The organism is Sphingobacterium sp. IITKGP-BTPF85 (assembly GCF_001006065.1).
GTDB lineage: Bacteria > Bacteroidota > Bacteroidia > Sphingobacteriales > Sphingobacteriaceae > Sphingobacterium > Sphingobacterium anhuiense.
In genome coordinates, this window is sequence record NZ_ASZT02000107.1 from 1 (window position 1) to 18,184 (window position 18,184).

The 18,184-nt window shown below is 37.4% G+C and carries 17 protein-coding genes and 2 pseudogenes; 7 read left to right on the forward strand and 12 right to left on the reverse strand.

Annotated elements, in window-relative coordinates; all coding sequences use genetic code 11:
* Positions 1-154: 154 nt before the first annotated feature.
* From L950_RS26945 to L950_RS35700, 3 genes and pseudogenes are all read left to right on the forward strand, one after another.
* Entirely contained in the window at positions 155-748 is a 594-nt protein-coding gene (locus tag L950_RS26945) for a hypothetical protein (protein ID WP_021187932.1), read from the forward strand.
* 11 nt (positions 749-759) lie between these two features.
* Positions 760-1,023, forward strand: a pseudogene (locus L950_RS35695) (S41 family peptidase); the annotation flags it as partial.
* 29 nt (positions 1,024-1,052) lie between these two features.
* Positions 1,053-1,490, forward strand: a complete 438-nt coding sequence (locus L950_RS35700) for a S41 family peptidase (RefSeq protein WP_262507126.1) — start codon at positions 1,053-1,055, stop codon at positions 1,488-1,490.
* Positions 1,491-1,519: 29 nt separating this feature from the next.
* Here the strand turns inward: L950_RS35700 and L950_RS17970 are convergent, their stop codons facing one another.
* From L950_RS17970 to L950_RS17995, 7 genes are all read right to left on the reverse strand, one after another.
* Complete coding sequence (locus L950_RS17970; RefSeq protein WP_021187935.1) at positions 1,520-1,834, reverse strand: hypothetical protein; 315 nt, start codon at positions 1,832-1,834, stop codon at positions 1,520-1,522.
* Positions 1,835-1,907: 73 nt separating this feature from the next.
* Positions 1,908-2,711, reverse strand: coding sequence for a hypothetical protein (locus tag L950_RS17975; protein WP_031286940.1), 804 nt, complete (start codon positions 2,709-2,711; stop codon positions 1,908-1,910).
* Between the two features lie 53 nt (positions 2,712-2,764).
* Entirely contained in the window at positions 2,765-4,120 is a 1,356-nt protein-coding gene (locus tag L950_RS17980; protein WP_021187937.1) for a hypothetical protein, read from the reverse strand.
* Between the two features lie 218 nt (positions 4,121-4,338).
* Positions 4,339-4,920 carry a hypothetical protein gene (locus tag L950_RS33820; protein ID WP_021187938.1) on the reverse strand — a complete coding sequence of 194 codons (582 nt, stop codon included), beginning with the start codon at positions 4,918-4,920 and terminating at the stop codon, positions 4,339-4,341.
* The gene (locus L950_RS17985; RefSeq protein ID WP_231577401.1) at positions 4,899-7,670 is read right to left on the reverse strand and encodes a TonB-dependent receptor; all 2,772 of its coding nucleotides are present in this window, start codon (positions 7,668-7,670) and stop codon (positions 4,899-4,901) included. Before L950_RS17985 ends, L950_RS33820 begins: the two co-directional genes overlap by 22 nt.
* A 153-nt stretch (positions 7,671-7,823) precedes the next feature.
* A complete protein-coding gene (locus L950_RS17990; RefSeq protein WP_021187939.1) occupies positions 7,824-8,786 on the reverse strand; it encodes a FecR family protein in 963 nt (320 codons plus the stop codon).
* Positions 8,787-8,913: 127 nt separating this feature from the next.
* A complete protein-coding gene (locus L950_RS17995; RefSeq protein ID WP_021187940.1) occupies positions 8,914-9,528 on the reverse strand; it encodes an RNA polymerase sigma factor in 615 nt (204 codons plus the stop codon).
* A gap of 259 nt (positions 9,529-9,787) precedes the next feature.
* On the opposite strand from L950_RS17995, the gene L950_RS18000 reads away from it, so the two are divergent.
* Positions 9,788-11,668, forward strand: a complete 1,881-nt coding sequence (locus L950_RS18000; RefSeq protein WP_021187941.1) for a DEAD/DEAH box helicase — start codon at positions 9,788-9,790, stop codon at positions 11,666-11,668.
* A gap of 159 nt (positions 11,669-11,827) precedes the next feature.
* Here L950_RS18000 and rlmB read toward each other — a convergent pair.
* The 4 genes and pseudogenes from rlmB to L950_RS18015 all read right to left on the reverse strand — a co-directional run bounded on the left by rlmB (position 11,828) and on the right by L950_RS18015 (position 15,197).
* Positions 11,828-12,600: pseudogene (gene rlmB, locus L950_RS18005) on the reverse strand (23S rRNA (guanosine(2251)-2'-O)-methyltransferase RlmB).
* A 108-nt stretch (positions 12,601-12,708) separates the two neighbouring features.
* Positions 12,709-13,200, reverse strand: coding sequence for a hypothetical protein (locus tag L950_RS28015; RefSeq protein WP_084825485.1), 492 nt, complete (start codon positions 13,198-13,200; stop codon positions 12,709-12,711).
* 149 nt (positions 13,201-13,349) lie between these two features.
* Positions 13,350-14,633 carry a DNA polymerase III subunit gamma/tau gene (locus L950_RS28020; RefSeq protein ID WP_231577402.1) on the reverse strand — a complete coding sequence of 428 codons (1,284 nt, stop codon included), beginning with the start codon at positions 14,631-14,633 and terminating at the stop codon, positions 13,350-13,352.
* Positions 14,634-14,735: 102 nt separating this feature from the next.
* Positions 14,736-15,197 (reverse strand): aquaporin, encoded by a 462-nt coding sequence (locus L950_RS18015; RefSeq protein WP_021187942.1) that lies wholly within the window; start codon positions 15,195-15,197, stop codon positions 14,736-14,738.
* A 1,071-nt stretch (positions 15,198-16,268) separates the two neighbouring features.
* Between L950_RS18015 and L950_RS18020 the strand changes: the two genes are divergently transcribed.
* The 3 genes from L950_RS18020 (at position 16,269) to L950_RS18025 (ending at position 17,490) form a co-directional block, all read left to right on the forward strand.
* Positions 16,269-16,688 carry a hypothetical protein gene (locus L950_RS18020; RefSeq protein WP_021187943.1) on the forward strand — a complete coding sequence of 140 codons (420 nt, stop codon included), beginning with the start codon at positions 16,269-16,271 and terminating at the stop codon, positions 16,686-16,688.
* An 8-nt stretch (positions 16,689-16,696) separates the two neighbouring features.
* On the forward strand, positions 16,697-16,897 hold the full coding sequence (locus L950_RS28820) for a hypothetical protein (protein ID WP_031286942.1): 201 nt from the start codon (positions 16,697-16,699) through the stop codon (positions 16,895-16,897).
* A 179-nt stretch (positions 16,898-17,076) separates the two neighbouring features.
* Positions 17,077-17,490: a hypothetical protein gene (locus L950_RS18025; protein ID WP_021187945.1), complete on the forward strand. Its 414-nt coding sequence runs from the start codon at positions 17,077-17,079 to the stop codon at positions 17,488-17,490.
* 197 nt (positions 17,491-17,687) lie between these two features.
* Here L950_RS18025 and L950_RS18030 read toward each other — a convergent pair whose 3' ends face one another.
* Positions 17,688-18,101, reverse strand: a complete 414-nt coding sequence (locus L950_RS18030) for a hypothetical protein (RefSeq protein ID WP_021187946.1) — start codon at positions 18,099-18,101, stop codon at positions 17,688-17,690.
* Between the last annotated feature and the right edge of the window lie 83 nt (positions 18,102-18,184).

Consider the following 18,184-nt stretch of genomic DNA (forward strand, 5'->3'; position numbering starts at 1 on the left):
CTCTATATAGAGTAGCCTTTTTTTATGAAATAAAAACATCGCAATATGAATGCTTTGAGAAGTTGTTTAAACCAAATAAACATTTGAACAACATAAAGATAACGCCAATATCATTTCCATAATACGTATTTTTATGTCGTTAAGATTTTAAAAAATGTGGAAATCAAATCGTATTGTTTTAACCCTTTTTTCAGTGATTCTCTTCTCCTGTGAAAAAGAAGAATCGCTGAAAGAGCCCGGCTCAAACGAGGCCATCAACCACTGGACTCTGGATCAAATGCGACAGTATTATTACTGGAATACTAAAATCAGAACAACAAACGATTATCAGCAACGTCCGGATCTATTCTTCAAAAGTATTTTGTTTCAAGATGACCATTATTCAATGATAATGCAGACCCTGAACAGCGACACCTACGGTAATACCTTGACAAATACTTTTGGCTTCGACATGGTGCAGATGCAGGCTGCAAGGGGTACTATACAAGTCGTAACTCAGGTGGTTCCATTTAGCGAAGCAGATTTACTGGGTCTAAAACGTGGTGATACTTTATCCTATATGAACAACGAGCTTTTGGATAAGAGTAATATGAAAGCTCTGATAAATAAATCCTTTCATTTACCTGCAATCAATCTGAAGCGGATAGATGGGAAAATATTTATTCTACCCTCCTCCTATATTTCACAACCTGTTGTTTATATGTCTAGGATTATCTCGTCGTCTCCCACAGTAGGCTACATTTTTTAAGTCAATTTGACTTCAGCGGTGCTTATTCATTATTGGAAGCTGTACAAAATTTTAAATCCAAACAGGTAAAGGATCTTGTTGTCGATTTGCGTTATAACCCTGGTGGACAGGTTGCTTTTGCTTCATTTTGTGCGCTATTGTTCGCTGACATTAAAGAAAATGACATCTTTGCAAAATACCAAGGAAACAAAGACATTAAAAATATGGAAGACACTTTGCCGCTACGCTACAAAGACAGCCAGAGGGTTATTCTTTTATTGCCAAAGAAGTTTTAAAAGAGGGCCTGGGACTAAATAGAATATATATCCTAACGGGTCCAAACACAGCTTCCGCCTCCGAAATGCTCATTAATGGATTGCACCCTTACGTACAGGTTATTCAAGTTGGCGATAGAACTTACGGAAAAGACATGGCCTCTACCACAATATCTACACCAGAAGAAATCCACGGCTCTGAACGTAGCTGGCATTTGCTGCCAATGGTTTATAAAATTTATAACAAATTGGACCAAGGAAACTACAATGCGGGAATTCTACCACAAAAGCCTATAAATGAATTTGATTTTTTACCATTGGTGCCCATAGGCGATATACAAGATCCACTTATTGAGGAAGTGTTGCATACAATCAATGCACATAAACCACAAGCTAGAAACGCTTCTGATAAAAAGCATAAAACCAATATTCATCAATATCTAGGCAGCAGTTATGAGACGATTCCTATAGAAATAAGTCCACGCTAGAAAAACTGGAATAAATACCTATTCTTTCTTCAGCGTGCGCAGGAATTGAAAGAATTGATCACGGTGCGGAGATCAACTCCGGTTTGTCCTTCTCTAACAAGCTTACGAAGTGAACGCGATAATATGCCGGAACGAATATTACGCTCTTTTCCTTCATAGTTCTTGACCAATATTTCCAACTGTTGTAATACTTCTTGATATTGACTATAAAGTTGATTCAGGTCGTTAAGCTCTTTACCCAAGGCAAAAAGCACTGAGGCATCTATATCATGCTTAACTTCTCCCTGAATTTTCAGGGAGAGCGCCAGTAGTTTTCGATGTTTTAAATCATTGATTCCTTTCATTATGACTTTCTTATAGTAATATGGTTGACCTTTTCGCTAACAATAGGCAGATCTCCCTCCTTTCAAATGGGATTTATTTTTTTAGCCAGATATTATCCAGACTATATCCTATTCCGCCAATTTCTGAGACTGCGTCAGAATCAAAAGCAACATCGGATTCTTTTTGAGGTAAGTAGACAATACCTATGTCTACCCCAAAATATAAAAACAAATAGACTTTTTGTCCATCAATAAGGATTGGTTTTGAATCCTTATCCAATACCTGCGCCTTTGGAGCAAAAATGAGGTCCACTGGTATTTTGGTAAACTTTTCAGGGATTTTATCCGATATCAAGTCTGTAATCAAGATAGGAGGATCATTATATTTGACCAAATCCTGTCCCCAACTTTCATCATAAACAGGCGTTCCTTTATAAATCGCCAATCGAATTGGTTCACCATTTGGTGAAATCGTTTTATTATAATTTAATATCTTTACTTGCATCACACCCGGAATCGGCAGAACACTATCACCCAAAGGATTTCCTCCTACAATTAGTGAAGGATCTATGGGACTTTTACTATGTACACCAAAGGTATTTAGCCCAGGTTTGATAGCTAGGTGTTGCTCTAGAACTACCTGATCCTTCCCATCGTAAGCAACGATCAATGAAGAATCGGCATCTTTATTTCTCATAAATATGAAGTTGCTCTTATCACTGTTCGCAATTTTCCCATCAACCATCACTTTTTTTATATCTGCTGATACAGCACTATATGTTTTAAAAGCAATCCTCGCTAATTCTTCCTGTTCTTGAACCAACTCACCTTTTTGACAGGAATACAACATACATCCAACCCAAAGGGCAACAAAATATATAAATAGATTTTTAATCATACATAAAGAATTAAGAAGTGAGCCATTTTTATGGCTCACTCAAGTAATAAATATTAATAAGTTTTTGGCACAAATTGCGTCCAAGTTGCTGTCCAAGGAGCAGTTGTTGGATGGAAAGCACCACTATAAGTTGTAGTTCCATTACCATATGCTGGTGATGTTGACAACGGTCTTAACACAGCAGGATTAAATGTAGATGATGTCGGATAAAAGATATTAGCAGCACCGGCCAATTTCAAATAAGTTGTAGCATCTGTTGACACATTTGTTTGGTTTCCTGTCGGAGTAGCACCACTGAAAGCTGCAGTGTATGCATGTACGACATTTCCAGTAAATGTACCTGTTGCACCGTCTTGGAATGCGGCACCTGTTGCATAACCTGCGATAATCGAGTTTTGAATATCATATTCTGAAGCTCTTCTCCAACGGTTACCAAATTTCAATTTAGTACCGGCTACAGTAACATCTTTAATACCCAAGAATGTGAAATTTTTCAAAACTGGGCGTGTTTTAGGTGTTGCTGCAAATGGAGCTGTACCTTCGTTATCAGACTCCAAACCATTCGAATCAGAGTTACCGCCTGATAGACTGTTTGTAGAATTAGGATCTTTCAATGATAAGGCATATTGGATTGTTCCGGTATAACCATGATCAAAATCAAAATCATCATCGTCATTTGATAATGCTACTAAGTATTTCGCATTGACGGTACCTCCAAAGAACTCAAAACCATCATCTTTACCCCAAGATACTTGAATGTTTTCTAGCGTAGTACCCGTACCAACGCCACCTAAAGTCAATCCGTTGATTTCATTGTCGGCAGTTAAATTGTAACCAGCAAACTCAATACGTACATATTTTAATGAGCCTGAATTATCTGCTGCATTTGTACCACCATAAGTCACATCTACGCCTACGGGTTGAGGAATTCCTTCGATTCTTTTTGTTGCAGCTTGATTTGTGGTTGCGCTACCCAGTAATACAACACCTCCAAAATCACCTGGATTACGAGAGTTAGCAGCATTCGGAGAAGTAAATACAATTGGTGCTGCAGCAGTACCATTGGCAATCAATTTAGCCGTTTTAGGGACAACCAAAACTCCTTTGATATTGTGTGTGAATCCAGTGATTTCATCAACATATGCTTTAGTGACGCCAGAAGTAATATAAGTACCTGGTTGAATAGTCAATGTTGCACCTGGTTTTACGAAAGCAACACCATCTATTTTCCATACAGTATCTGCCGATAGCGTTGTTTTAGTAATAATACCAACCGCATCTGTCGGGATCGTTGCTTGAGGTTTGTTTGGCAAACCAGCATTCAAATCTGAATTAGGTCCTACGTTGTCTTTGTTACAAGAAGCCAATGCGATTGCGCATACACTTGCTACTGTTAAGATTTTTTTCATTTTGTGTTAAATAATTACTAGTTTTGCCATCACAAGAGCATTTTTTAGACTATGCATCCCTATGGCATAGCATTTCATAAGGTTGCATAGTTGTTTTCATCCTCCCCGTATTTTGCTTCTATTTTTATCTTCCTGTTGTGCGATGTGGACAAACTCGGAACTGATGTGCAATTTTTACGGTAGCATGAAGCTGCCTCGCGCAGTTATTTTATTTTGTTTTAAAAATTATAGGATACTGAAAGACTAAACCTTTGCCCATCTCTTCTGCGATAGGTGATAATATCACCTTCTTCTTTATTATATTTTATAGATTTTCCTTTTTTCAATACATCGAGCTTGTTATCATCAGTTTCATAATCATGGATATTCATGTAATACCGTGTCCAATCATCCAATAGATTTGCCATATTAAATTTTAACTCCATCTTCTTTAAAAAACGGGCATATAGTTGTGCGTCCAATTGTTTTGGTGCCAACTCATATTCAACATTTGCCAATTTAACATTCGCTATGTTTGTTCGATAACCTCGATGATTATAGCTTGCGGTCACTCCAAAAAATTCACCCCAATAGCCTACACCCAAATTCAGTAACCAAGGCGATTGCCCCATCAGCGGTCTGTCTTGATTGGGGTAGCGCTGCTGGACGCGCTCAGCATCTTGGGTTTCGGGATTATTAATCCATTCCCAAGGACTTAAAACGTTGACTTTCGATTTGAGCAATGTTCCATTAGCGTATACAAATAAGTTTTTAAACCAATCCTTTTCCGATAGAAATGTTAAATTTTTTCTAATTTCCATTTCGATTCCAAGATTTTTGCATTTTCCATATTGGCAAAAGTATAGGCGTTCCCATCACTATGAACCAATTCTATCGGCTTATCCAAATATTTATAATATCCTGTTATAGAAACAATTTCACCCGGAGAGGGATACCACTCAAATCGGAGATCCATATTATCAATTAACGTGGATTGTACATGCTCTCCATAGACATAACCATCTAATTCAAAATCATACATAGCAAACATACCGACCTCTCTAAAATCTGGTCTAATTACAGTCCTTGAATAACTTCCCCGAATATTAAAATCTGCTGTTACGTTGTAGGTGGCATTAATGGATGGCAAGAAACGCCAATTATTTTCTTTTACGCCAAAACGGTACCGTTGGACGTCATTGGGATCTGGCTCATCTTGATAAGTTCTTTTATATAATTCCTCTTGCTTGGAGTTTAAATTAAAATGCTCCGCACGGACACCATAAACCAACCGCAATTTATTCCATAACTTTTGATCTGCCATCACATACACGGCCTGTGATGCCATCTTACCATCATAAAATCGTCCACCTCCTATAGCGTCTGCATAATAATAAGCCTGACCATTTCCATTGCCTATATGATCAACATTGAATAATTGATCGTAAGGCATGTCGATTTGGGGAGGCAATTGATTCGTAGTCCCCTCAGCCCACGATCTTGTCCAGGGAACGAAATTGAATACATCTAGCGCTCTCTTTTTCGACCAAGCCTGATAGCCTAATTTCACCAACGTTGGCAAGGATGTATTCATTCCTAATTTCCGCGAAAATGCCGCACTCCAATTATAATCTGTCTCATCAATATTTGTCCATCTTCGCGAGTCTTTGAAAACCCCGGCCACAGATGAGCTGCTGTGGGTCATTAAGCCAGGTGTTTGAAAATAAGGTATATTATCTATCGTGGTAGTTATCCTATAAGAAAGTTTTCGTTCGTCTAAAATTTGCTGTTTGATTTTGTTAACGGTAAACATTCCTTCAGCTTTTATTTCCCATGGCAATTGATACTCTCCAACCAACTGATGTTGCTGCAAAGACATCGCTTCGGGCAATTGATAAATCAGTTTATTTACTTCGGGATTAGAGTCATTATAAGGTTTTTGAATAGACTCATTATAAATATCACTGTATGTACGCGCATACATGTTCTTTAAGGAAACCTTAAAGCCCTGCCCTTGCCAGCCAATATTGGCCATCAAACCTCCATTACTATTAAAGCGATAGGACGTCCCTGCTCCGTTGTCACCAACACCTAGACTATCCATATAATTGCCTTTTGTTGAATTACGTACATTATTAAACGGTAAGGTATTTTGTTCATTCCTAAAATTTGCGGATGCGACAAATCCTAATCTGTGTCCATTACTTAGTTGATAAACCCGCCCAAGTGAAAAGCGCATATTCTGATTGGGGTATGCTTTATATTTATACTGTCGCAGTGCATCATTATTAAAGCGCTTTGACTGTGCTATAGCATCCAAATCGTTGTACTTAACGGCATCTCCATATTCTGTAGGATTTAAGGGTGTATTATTTAATTCTGGATCCGTCAGAATATAACCGGGAGGCGCATCTAATTGCATTGCCCGATTGTTCCATTGCCAAGTCTTTATTCCTTCTGGCATTTTAGAAGATTTGTCAAAAAAACCGAAATATTCGCTCGTATGCCTCTCCCCAAGACGATAAAAGTCTTTGCCTGTTGTACGGGAATTTCCTCCTATCCCATATTGTATCGTCGTAAAATCCTTGTCCGGGATATCTAATGTATTCACCGAAACCTGTCCGCCCGAAAATTCAGCGGATACATCTGGTGTTGCTGTTTTATTTACCACCACAGAACTCACCATCTCCGTCGGAATAATATCAAAGGAAAAATCACGTCTATTCTGTGAAGTACTTGGGAGCACTACCCCATCCAACATGGCTTGATTGTAGCGATCCGACATACCCCTTACGATGACGTTCCGGTTGTTGACCGTCGTCACTCCTGTAACACGTTTCAAAACCTGCCCCATATCATTGTCCGGTGTACGTGCAATCTGCTCTGCCGATATACCATCAGTCACCGAAGCTGCATTTTTTTGCGCAGCATAAAGTCCTGCTACAGATGCTTTTTTAAACGATACACTAACGACCGCCGTTTCCAACTTACTGGTCTGCGTTTTCATAGCAATATTGAGTGCAGTACGTTGTCCGTCCTCTATTTTCACACCTTCTATGCGCTGTGTCTGATAAGATAGATAACTGACTTCCAAGACATAGGTCCCCGATACAGCGGTTAAAATATAACTACCATCAATACTACTCTGTGTTGACTTATTGGTTCCGACCAACTTAATGCTAGCATTAGCTAACAACTGACCTCGATCATCAATTACTTTACCGGAAATGCGTCCTACCTGTTGTATTGGTTTTTTGACTAGTGTAATATATACCCCATTGTCTTGAGGTATCAGATCTGTGTCCTTAAGAAGGTACCGCACCACTTCTCCTATACTGCTATTTTTAAAAATTTTGGCATTCACTTTTTCCTTTGACAGATTATATTTATTGGCGTCAAAGGCAATATGTATATTTTGGGATTCCAAATGCTCGAAAGCCGCTGGAATATTAGATTCATTAAAAGAAACTGAAATCTTTCTATTGAGCAACTGGCCGTATGCACCTGATGCTAAAAGCATTTCTGCCGATACAATTAAAAGAAGTAGCCCCACCAATGATGACTTGATCATAAACTTAATATTGTTTTTCGTAACGTATTTCATAAATTTGTATGCGTATATAATAGCTCTGTAAGTTTTTGTATATGTTATTTATAGCACCTTATGGATGCTATAGGGTCCAGAGTTGACGATGGCAGTCGTCAACTCTTTTTTATGCCTGAATTAATAGATATGCACCGTACTCCCCTCCTTCCTAGACTTGTTGTGGTGGACAGCTTTTATACTTTCCAAGGTTGCTGACCAAGAGAGCTGTTTCGATATCGGCATACTGTAGCGCTGTCGGGCAATCTGATCATCGCCAGCTTTCAGATCGACATTGTAGATATTTTTAACTGCTAATGCCAATTCTGCAAAACTGCTTTGCTTTAGGTAAATCTTTCCTTCAATCCAACTATTACGAATAGTGAGGTCAAAAGTCTCTTGCTTAATGCTGTGGTTGTTTTTAGTATAACGAATCTGCCCGCCGCGCTCCAATGTGCCTAATGACTTGTTGTCGGCCGCTACTTGTACTTTACCTGTAAATACAGATACAGATATTTCATCCGATTCGCGGTAGTTTTTTACCGTAAATGATGTACCCAATACCTTTGTCTGTACTTGCTGTGTATTGACAATAAAAGCTTTTGTGGAATCTTTTTTAACTTCAAAAAATGCTTCTCCGGCAAGAAGCTCTACTACACGGTCCTTTCTGTCGTATGAAACGGTATCCAATTTAATTTTGGAACGTGCATTTAAAATGATCGTTGATCCGTCTGCCAATAATACCTTCTTGCGTTGTGCAACTCCTGTTTCAAAAATCTGGTACCCTGGTTTTACATTCACTTCCTGTTTTACAGTATCCAGAGCGGTTTGGTTTTTCCAAAACAATATGCCAAAGCAAAACAAAAGTGTAGCCGCCACAGATCCAATCCAATAGACCATTTTCCGAATTGATGATTTTTGAGGAGTTGTATTTTCAATCTGCTGTTGTATCCTATTCCATAATTGGACCTCATCAATTGCACTTTCAGGAATTTCTTCCCGATCTAGTGTTTCATACCAGCGATCGACCAATATACGCTCTGCTTTTGTAGCTTTGTTCTGCTGATATCTATAGATCAGGGATTCAAATATTCTTCTTTTCACTTTTTTGCCTGCTGTTTATATATAAGTCTGCAAAAAAGCTATAAAGTACTTCAAGAAATAGTTAATGTTTTATAAAAGAATTGTTAAGTATATTTTGGTGGCAGTCATTGTCTGCTGTACATAATATTTACTTAGATAGTTGCTCCAGAGCGAGAACAAGAAATACGCTAAGCGTGCTATTTTGAACATTTTGTCTTGCACTTATTGCTTTCCTCATTCTTTTGGAAGCTTCTGTCAGGTTATTTTTCACGGTCTGCTCCGAAAGCCCCATACGCAGGGCGATCTCTCGAATTGGTAGATGCTCCCATTTAAGTAAGAGTGCCTGACGCATATTATGCGGCATAATTTCCAATTCCTCTTCCAGTAATCTTTCTAATGCAAGGTAAGTTTCCAATTCTTCAGGATGCTGTTGTACATAGTCAAAAATATGGTTACTCCAATGATCCAATAGTCTATTTTTAGCTTTATTGGCATTAAAAAAATCTATAATTTTATACTTGAGCATTCCTTTGAGGTAAGCTGGAAGATTCATTTGGATGTCGATCGTATGGCGCTTTTCCCAAAACTGTACAAATAATTCTTGGAGAATATCTTCTACATCCTGAGCATCCAAAATCCGCCGGGCAGCATGCTGATAAAGATCTTTCCAACAATAGCGATAAAGCTCTCCAAAAGCGTTTGTATCATTTCGCTCTTTAATAGCTTGAAGCCAATGCTGATATATAATTGGTATTTGATCCATACTACTATCAAAAGTAAGGTTGAAATATTAAGTCTACATTAACAAATGATCAAAAAAGCAGAATAGTTATAAAATAGTTTCACAATCCAAATAATTCTTTTCAATGTGGTTTATTTATGTTTAACACGTATAAAAATATTTATTTGTCATTCAAAAAACACATTATATCAAATACTTAGCTTATAAATTAGTTTTGTAAATATTATTTTCCTATATTTGCATCGCCTTAGGCAATAGAGCCTATTGTATAAATTAATTCATGAACCCATTTTTAGAACTGGGAATCCGTGAGGAAATTGTTAATGCCATCTCAGAATTAGGTTTTGAAAAACCTTCTGAAATTCAGGAAAAAGCCATTCCTGTTTTATTGACTGGTAACGACGATTTTGTCGGATTAGCCCAAACCGGCACAGGTAAGACAGCAGCATTTGGTCTTCCATTATTACAGCAATTAGACTTTTCTCAGAAACATCCTCAAGCGTTGGTATTGTGTCCAACACGTGAGCTTTGTTTGCAAATCTCGAAAGATATAGAAAGATATGCTAAAAACCTCGACAACGTACATGTTGTTGCTGTTTATGGAGGTGCAAATATTAGTGACCAACTTCGTCAAATCAGACGTGGTGTGCAAATTGTAGTAGCGACCCCAGGTCGTATGTTAGATATCATTGGCCGTAATGCTATTGATTTCTCTCAAGTGAAATATGTTGTGTTAGATGAAGCAGATGAAATGCTTAACATGGGCTTCAAAGAAGACATCAACAACATCCTGTCAGAAACTCCTGACACTAAAAAAACATGGTTATTCTCTGCAACAATGCCATCTGAAGTACGCCGTATAGCTAAAAACTATATGACTGATCCAGTTGAAATGACTGTAGGTACGAAAAACACTGGTAATGCTAATATTGAACATCAATATTATTTAATTAGAGCTAAAGACAAATACGCTGCTTTCAAACGTATTGTAGATTCAAATCCTGATATCTTTGGTATCGTATTTTGTCGTACAAAAATTGAAACGCAAGAAATTGCTGAATCTTTAATTAAAGATGGTTACAACGCTGATTCATTACACGGAGATTTATCTCAACAACAACGTGACAAAGTGATGAAACGTTACCGTGACCGTAGTTTACAATTATTAATTGCTACAGACGTTGCAGCCCGTGGTATTGATGTAAACGACGTAACTCACGTGATTAACTTCTCTTTACCTGATGAAATTGAAAACTATACTCACCGTTCTGGCCGTACAGCTCGTGCAGGTAAAACTGGTATTTCAATCTCATTGATCAACATTAAAGAGCAAAGCAAAATCCGTCAACTTGAAAAAGTTATCGGAAAACAATTTGAGCGTAAACAAGTTCCTCAAGGAGCTGATGTTGTTGAAAAACAATTATTAACGATCATCAATAAAGTTCAGAATGTAGAAGTTAATGAGGATCAAATCAATCAATTCTTACCAGCTATTATGGAAGGTTTTGAATCGTTATCGAAAGAAGATATCGTAAAAAGATTTGCTTCATTAGAATTCAATAGATTCTTAGATTATTACAAAGGTGCTCATGATTTAAATATCGAAGCACGTGATATCAGCAGCAATGGCCGCGAACGTGGCGAAAGAGGCGAGCGTGGTGAAAGAGGAGAACGTGGTAGCTCTAAAGGATTTACTCGTTTATTCATGAACCTTGGTTCTGTAGATGAATTCAGCCGTGGAGACATGTTAGGATTTATCTGTAACAACGCAAAAATTTCTGGAAAATCAATTGGTAAAATTGATTTAAAAGGAGTATTCACTTTCTTTGAAGTTGAAGATGCTGAGGTAACAAAAGTATTCGAAGGATTTAAAGACGTTGATTTCAACGGTCGTAACGTACGTATCGAAGTTTCTGGAGACGGAAAAACTGAAAACCGTGGTGGTGGAAACAGAAGCCGTGGTGGAAGTGGCGAACGTAGAAGCTTTGGCGGTGGTGAAAGACGTGAAGGTGGAGGTGGTTACCGCGGTGGTGGTGATCGCAGAAGCGGTGGCGGTGAAAGACGTGAAGGTGGATACCGTGGTGGAGATCGTAGAGAAGGAAATGGTGGTGGTTTTAGAGACTTTTCTGGAAAAAGAAAAGAATCTAGTAACAAATACTAATCGATTCATCTTATAAAATAAGAGCGGCTATCCCAAAGATAGCCGCTCTTATTATTTATACAACAGTTATGTGATTTCTTAATGTGATTAACATCTAAAAAACAAGAGTGGCTACCCTGAAGATAGCCACTCTTGTTTTATATAATATTTATACAAATATTATTTCACGCGTTGACGAATAGCCTCGTATAATACAACTCCAGCTGAAACAGATACGTTTAATGATCCTATTTCTCCGAACATCGGTATTTTAGCAAGGTGATCTGCGATACGAATTAAATCGTCTGATACACCTGTATCCTCAGCTCCATGATGATACATGTTGGTACAGTATAATCAACATCATAGATGCTATCTTTTGTCTTTTCAGTACTTACAACTAACTGTATGCCGGACTCAATAAGAAATTTACCCACTTTAGCCAAACCTTCATGGCGACATACCGGTATTTTATATAATGCACCTGCGGATGTCTTGATTGCATCAGGATTAACCTCTGCAGATCCTTTTTTTGGTACAATGATCGCATGTACACCTGAACATTCTGCTGTACGTGCAATAGCACCAAAGTTGCGCACATCTGTAACCCCATCTAGCATTAAAAATAAAGGCACTTCTCCTTTTTCATAAATTTCAGGAACAATGTCTTCAATTTTTTGATAGATAATCGGGGAAATAACGGCTATAACACCTTGATGGTTTTTGCGTGTGATACGGTTTAGTTTTTCAATTGGAACTTGTTGAAACCCTAAGTCGTGCTCTTTCAAAAGAGCTTTCAATTCTAAAACTAAACTTCCGGCTAAACCTCTTTGTATAAATAATGATTCGATTTCTTTACCACTATCTATCGCTTCTATAACGGCACGAATACCGAAAACCATCTGATTGGCTTCACGATCTGATGATCTATCGTGTCTTTGAAAATTTTGCATGATTAATATTCTAAATAAGAATTGGTTTCTAGCAATTAGCTAACCAATTTGAAAAGCAAAGATACAAAAAGAAATATGGGTTAGTGCAAGAAAAAGTTGGTCTAAGTTTTAACTTAATCCCAAATTAAGCTCTTTTCTTAACGTTTCTAAAAGTGGATTCTTCTGTACCATAGCTTGATATTTCTCTTGCGAGGTATAAGGTTTACGTACAACATCATGCTCCATAACAATACCACGTAGATCTAGTGAAAAATTATGCAAGGCAGGGCGAAGGTAATTTAATAAATCTACCTTTGCCATATTCAGAACATCCATCTGGACCATATTCTCCACATCTACCTCTATTTGATTTCCAACTAACTTTGGGGGCACAGCTGTCATCAAGGTATACAGATTAATCTTATTTTGCTTTTTTATATCTGTTGCCAACGTTTTCCAGAATTGGATAAATTTTTCATAAGTCACTACTTCCTCTTCAGTACCTTTAACTAAACTCGGCTCATTACTATCTTCTTCTTCAGTTTTAGATTCAAAAATTGAATTTAGATCGGGTAGTGATGGCATAGAACTTTTGGAAGCTCCCCACCCACCCTTTTTCACTTTAGGCGGTAAGTTAGAGACTTCTGGGCTTTTCGTTTGTTCTACTACTGGTGTTGCAGGAGGTACTGCAATCGGAGTTATAGCAATATTTTTATCTACTACTGGTAATGAGGGTTTTGCATCAACGACAGCTGTTTCTGTGGCTGGAGCTACATTAGGGAGTTTTTTTTTAATCCTTCAACAGTATTGGGAGCCTGAAGGGTTCCAATCTGGCTTAACTTAATCGCACTTGATAAGTGACATATTTTTAAAAGTGCTAATTCTACTTGAAGCCGCTGATTCTTACTTGTTTTATAATTAATCTCACATTGATTAGCAATATTCAATGCTGATAATAATAATCCCGTTGAAGATTTACGTGCTTGATCCAAATACTTAGCTCTTATACTTTCACTTACTTCTAACAACTTTAGCGTAGACGGTTCTTTTGCTACCAATAGATTTCTAAAATGCGATGCTAAACCCGAAATGAAATGACTGCCATCAAAACCATTATTTAAAATATCATTTAATATTAATAAGGTATCTGCTGGATTTTCGATCAATATAGCATCTGTCAATTTAAAGAAGTAATCGTAATCTAAAATATTCAGATTATCAATAACTGCTTGATAAGTGACCTGCTTATTTGAAAAACTAACGATCTGATCAAACATCGATAATGCATCACGAAGTCCTCCATCTGCTTTTTGAGCGATGATATGAAGGCCATCTTGATCGTACTGAATACTTTCACGTGTTGCAATGCTTGCCAAGTGATTGGCCATATCTTCAACACGGATACGATTAAAATCAAAAATCTGACAACGTGATAAAATCGTCGGTAAGATTTTATGTTTTTCTGTAGTTGCTAAGATAAATATGGCATAGGCAGGTGGTTCTTCCAATGTTTTTAGGAAAGCATTGAATGCCTGCTGCGACAGCATGTGAACCTCATCGATGATATAGATCTTAAACTTACCCACTTGTGGTGGAATACGTACTTGATCAATCAAATTTCGGATATCGTCTACTGAGTTGTTTGATGCTGCATCTAATTCATGAATGCTAAATGAATTACCATTCTGAAAAGATTTACAGCTATCACATACACCACAGGCTTCGCTAATATCTGAAATGTTTTCACAATTTATTGTTTTTGCTAAAATACGCGCGCAAGTTGTTTTACCCACACCTCTTGGTCCACAGAACAAAAATGCTTGTGCTAACTGATTGTTATGAATAGCATTCTTAAGTGTACCGGTGATGTGTTGCTGACCGACAACCGAGTCGAAGGTGACCGGGCGATATTTACGAGCAGAAACAATAAAATTTTCCATTGTACGAAGATACAAATTTTGTACCTCCGTCACAAAATTAAAAAGCGATACTTCAAAAAAGTGTGCTCTTAAAACTGTTAGATAACAGAAACAAGAAGATAAAAATAGCTTCATTTTTCAATGAAGCTATCCAATATCATGATATAAAGTTTTAATTCCCTTTTGGTTCAAGAGCACGCCAAACGACAGCGGCAATTATAGCTCCTACTATTGGCGCTACAATAAATAACCAAGTTGTGAAAGTGCTGGCCCCCCAGCTAATATAGCTGGACCAAAACTACGTGCTGGATTGACTGAAGTACCTGTGATGGGAATAGCAACTAAATGAATCAAGACTAAGGTCAGCCCTATGGCCAAACCAGCCATCGTGGAATTTCCAACTTTAGAGGTAGTCGCTAAGATGACAAATAAAAAGATGAAGGTTAAAACAGCCTCTGTTAAAAATGCGGCGGTTGTGCCGTATTCATTCTGATAGCCTTTCCCCCATCCATTCGACCCATATGCCCATTCACCTGGAGAGAAACCCGCTAGCTGTCCTCCTAGAATTTGCTGTAGAACAAAAGCACCTAATAATGCTCCTATTAATTGTGCTACAATATAAACAACAGCATCTTTCGCAGCAATCTTTCCTGCAACAAGTACACCGATTGTTACCGCGGGGTTGATGTGACACCCCACTAATGCCGCCTATCGCATAGGCAAAAACAACAACGGATAAACCGAATGCTAGCGCGATCCCCAGTAATCCCAATCCCGACAATCCGCCTAAAGTCGTAGCGCCGGCAACAGCCGCTGCACCACAACCAAATAGTACCAAACCAAAAGTTCAAATTAGTTCAGCAACAAATTTTGTAGAAATATTTGTTTCCATTTCTTTAAGTTATAATATGGTCAAACTTGCGTCAAATATCTTGCCCCTTTTACACCTGTTTTTCAGCGAGTTAAATTAAAGTAAGGATACAGCTACATGTATATTATTTCCTACAGATAATATACAATAGTAACAGGTAAAACTTAATACTAAGATCATGAGATAATAATGCTTTAGGTATGAAAAATTTTTAGTTTTTTAGTGTGATCTATATTACTTTTCTACGTAACATGGGTTCAAAGAGCAATTGATTAATGTTGGCGAGAGATGACGGTACCATCACATGCTATGGCGCCGCTATATTGTTGTGTCGCAAATCGATGATGCTCTTAAGATGATACGCTACATTTTCTTGAAATATAAGTCCGCCAAGATGGTTGAACATCAATAAGTCAAAAGAAAAGTATCTCCCTGCCTGCACCGAGACAATACAGGAGTTTACTTTTATCTTGACAGACTGGTGAATAGCTCCAAACACTTTCCTTTCAATAAACTAAATCCCTCTGTGAGTAAAGAATTATTTCCTTAAAAGCATGTTACGTAGAATTATCTACGAGAGATCGCGCAATATAATCAAGCCGTTGGGAGATATAAGCTTGTTGTAAGAAGAAACCTTCCTGTTCCTCTTCATCATTACAGAGAAACTAGAAGATATCTTTCAAAAGTACGGTATTACTGAATTGCAATGGCGCAAAATGATCTCCCCACTATGCTAAGGGTATCGGAAATAGTGCGGAAGAATTCGGCCTTTCCGTCTGTTAGGAATTCCATCGCGTGAAGAGCCGTTGCATCGCGTATAATCTTTAGTATCTATCGTTTCAATTGTGAGGTATAGCAAAAAAGAGTTATTTTAGTGATTAAATCTAGATGATATTCTGATGAAATATATTCGTGCAAAAGCCAATTTTATTCGATATACTGACGAAAAACTACTTGTAAAAGCAAGGTATATTTTATCGTGCATGAAGAATTCTACTGTCTTTATTAATCCGACTTTGCCACTGCCAACTATTGAAGATGCTTACCAAGATTACCAGATGAAAGTGATCGAGGCTGAAAGCGGAAGCCGAGAAAAGAAGTCTTATAAGCGAGAAAGCAAGCGGAAACTCTGTGAACTGTTGCAACAGCTTGTTGCTTACGTCAATTTAGTCAGTGATGGAAAGTTATCTTTACTACAAAGTTCGGGTTTCCCTGTACTCACCAAAAAACGTAAAGGCCAAGTTCCTAAGACTCCATCAGCCCATTTCTTTGCACCGGTCGTACTAGTGGTGAAGTCGCCTTTGGCTTTAAACCAGTAGGAAGGGATATGTTCTATGATTATAGGTTTGCAACAGAGATAAACTCATATGGACTTCCCCAATGGGGAGAAATATCTTATAAAACGAACTCTTTCAAAACATATTATGCAGGATTTATTCCTGGTCAATATATCTATTTCCAAGTTAGAGCACGTAATAAGCATGGGCAAAGTCATTGGACAGCTCCTCTATTATTTATGGTCGGATGAAAAGACTATAGATTGAAATTACTGCTACAAAATCTTCCAAATTCTAAAATTTTATATCTAGAAAACGGTATAAAGTCACTAGGCTTCCCGATTTTAGACCCGATAGCTATGTACATAAAGATATTTGTTTTAAGTATAATGGTAAAGCATATCATTTCAAATTAAAGGTCAACTCAGAAGTGAATGATATCTTTGCAAATTACCCAATTGTAGACTTTGAGACATATTTCAATATTCCATTGAGTAAAGAAACTTATGAGTCTATAATGCCTTATTTAAAACAGTATACATCGAAAATGCCAACAAAAAAGGGAATTGACTATTTAATGCAGTTCACCAGGTATGCTTTTCTTTATGAAGATGACCGCGAAATTTACGGGGCCGAAAAACGCTTTGCGCCCGAACAGACATTAATTAATGATATGAGCGATTGTGACGACCGAGCTGCCCTTTTCTTCTATTTAGTCAAAGAAATCTATGACTTACCCATGATAGCACTTCGGTATTCAACTCATGTTACTCTTGCCGCTCAATTTGATAAACCTATTGGACAAAGCAATAATTTTCAAGGCATTACAACTGATAAAATATAGGATAGGGTGAATGTTGGAAGACATTCTCAACAGGATGGTGACCACTTAGAAGATTTAAAGTAATACAGATTAATTGACAATCGAAATCGTGGTACCAAGACAGCTTTCTATAAATGCAACAAACAAAATTCCCACGGTTCGCAGGAATTTTGTTAATTGTAACATACTATAAGGATTTAAACTACTGAAGCAAAAGTCTAATCCCGTGCAATAATTTGTGTATAATCGAACAAGTTAACACCGCGTTTTCTAATCTCTTCTAATTTATCGTGTGGTACCAATATAGATTTAATATTTATACTTTGTTTATCAGAGTTAGAGGCTCCAAGGGTTGACATTTGGGATGAAAGCTCTATTACATAATCAGTTTTATTCGAATCAATTGCTACTGTATAATAATAACTTTCATTATTATTTAATCCGGTTGCATCATTAATTGATAGCCAGTCTTGATTGGTTTTCTTGAATAAGAAAATCGAATAATCTTGAATTTTTCTATTTTCGGGTATAGCGACAAATAGCTTTGCTTTATTTTTTATAAAGTCAATATTCAAATGATCATTTTCTATAACCATTCCAGTATTTTCTGTATTTACTTTGTCTATGATCAATTCATTAGACGAACATCCAGCAACTACACTAGTTGCAAGAGCAAAAATAACGATAAAATTTTTGTATCCGTCCTATGAAGTAC

Coding starts and splice junctions, on each gene's coding strand:
- L950_RS26945 (WP_021187932.1), top strand. CDS start 155: ATGTGGAAATCAAATCGTATTGTTTTAACCCTTTTTTCAGTGATTCTC.
- L950_RS17970 (WP_021187935.1), bottom strand. CDS start 1,834: ATGAAAGGAATCAATGATTTAAAACATCGAAAACTACTGGCGCTCTCC.
- L950_RS17975 (WP_031286940.1), bottom strand. CDS start 2,711: ATGATTAAAAATCTATTTATATATTTTGTTGCCCTTTGGGTTGGATGT.
- L950_RS17980 (WP_021187937.1), bottom strand. CDS start 4,120: ATGAAAAAAATCTTAACAGTAGCAAGTGTATGCGCAATCGCATTGGCT.
- L950_RS33820 (WP_021187938.1), bottom strand. CDS start 4,920: ATGGAAATTAGAAAAAATTTAACATTTCTATCGGAAAAGGATTGGTTT.
- L950_RS17985 (WP_231577401.1), bottom strand. CDS start 7,670: ATGATCAAGTCATCATTGGTGGGGCTACTTCTTTTAATTGTATCGGCA.
- L950_RS17995 (WP_021187940.1), bottom strand. CDS start 9,528: ATGGATCAAATACCAATTATATATCAGCATTGGCTTCAAGCTATTAAA.
- L950_RS18000 (WP_021187941.1), top strand. CDS start 9,788: ATGAACCCATTTTTAGAACTGGGAATCCGTGAGGAAATTGTTAATGCC.
- L950_RS28020 (WP_231577402.1), bottom strand. CDS start 14,633: ATGAAGCTATTTTTATCTTCTTGTTTCTGTTATCTAACAGTTTTAAGA.
- L950_RS18020 (WP_021187943.1), top strand. CDS start 16,269: ATGAAATATATTCGTGCAAAAGCCAATTTTATTCGATATACTGACGAA.
- L950_RS28820 (WP_031286942.1), top strand. CDS start 16,697: ATGTTCTATGATTATAGGTTTGCAACAGAGATAAACTCATATGGACTT.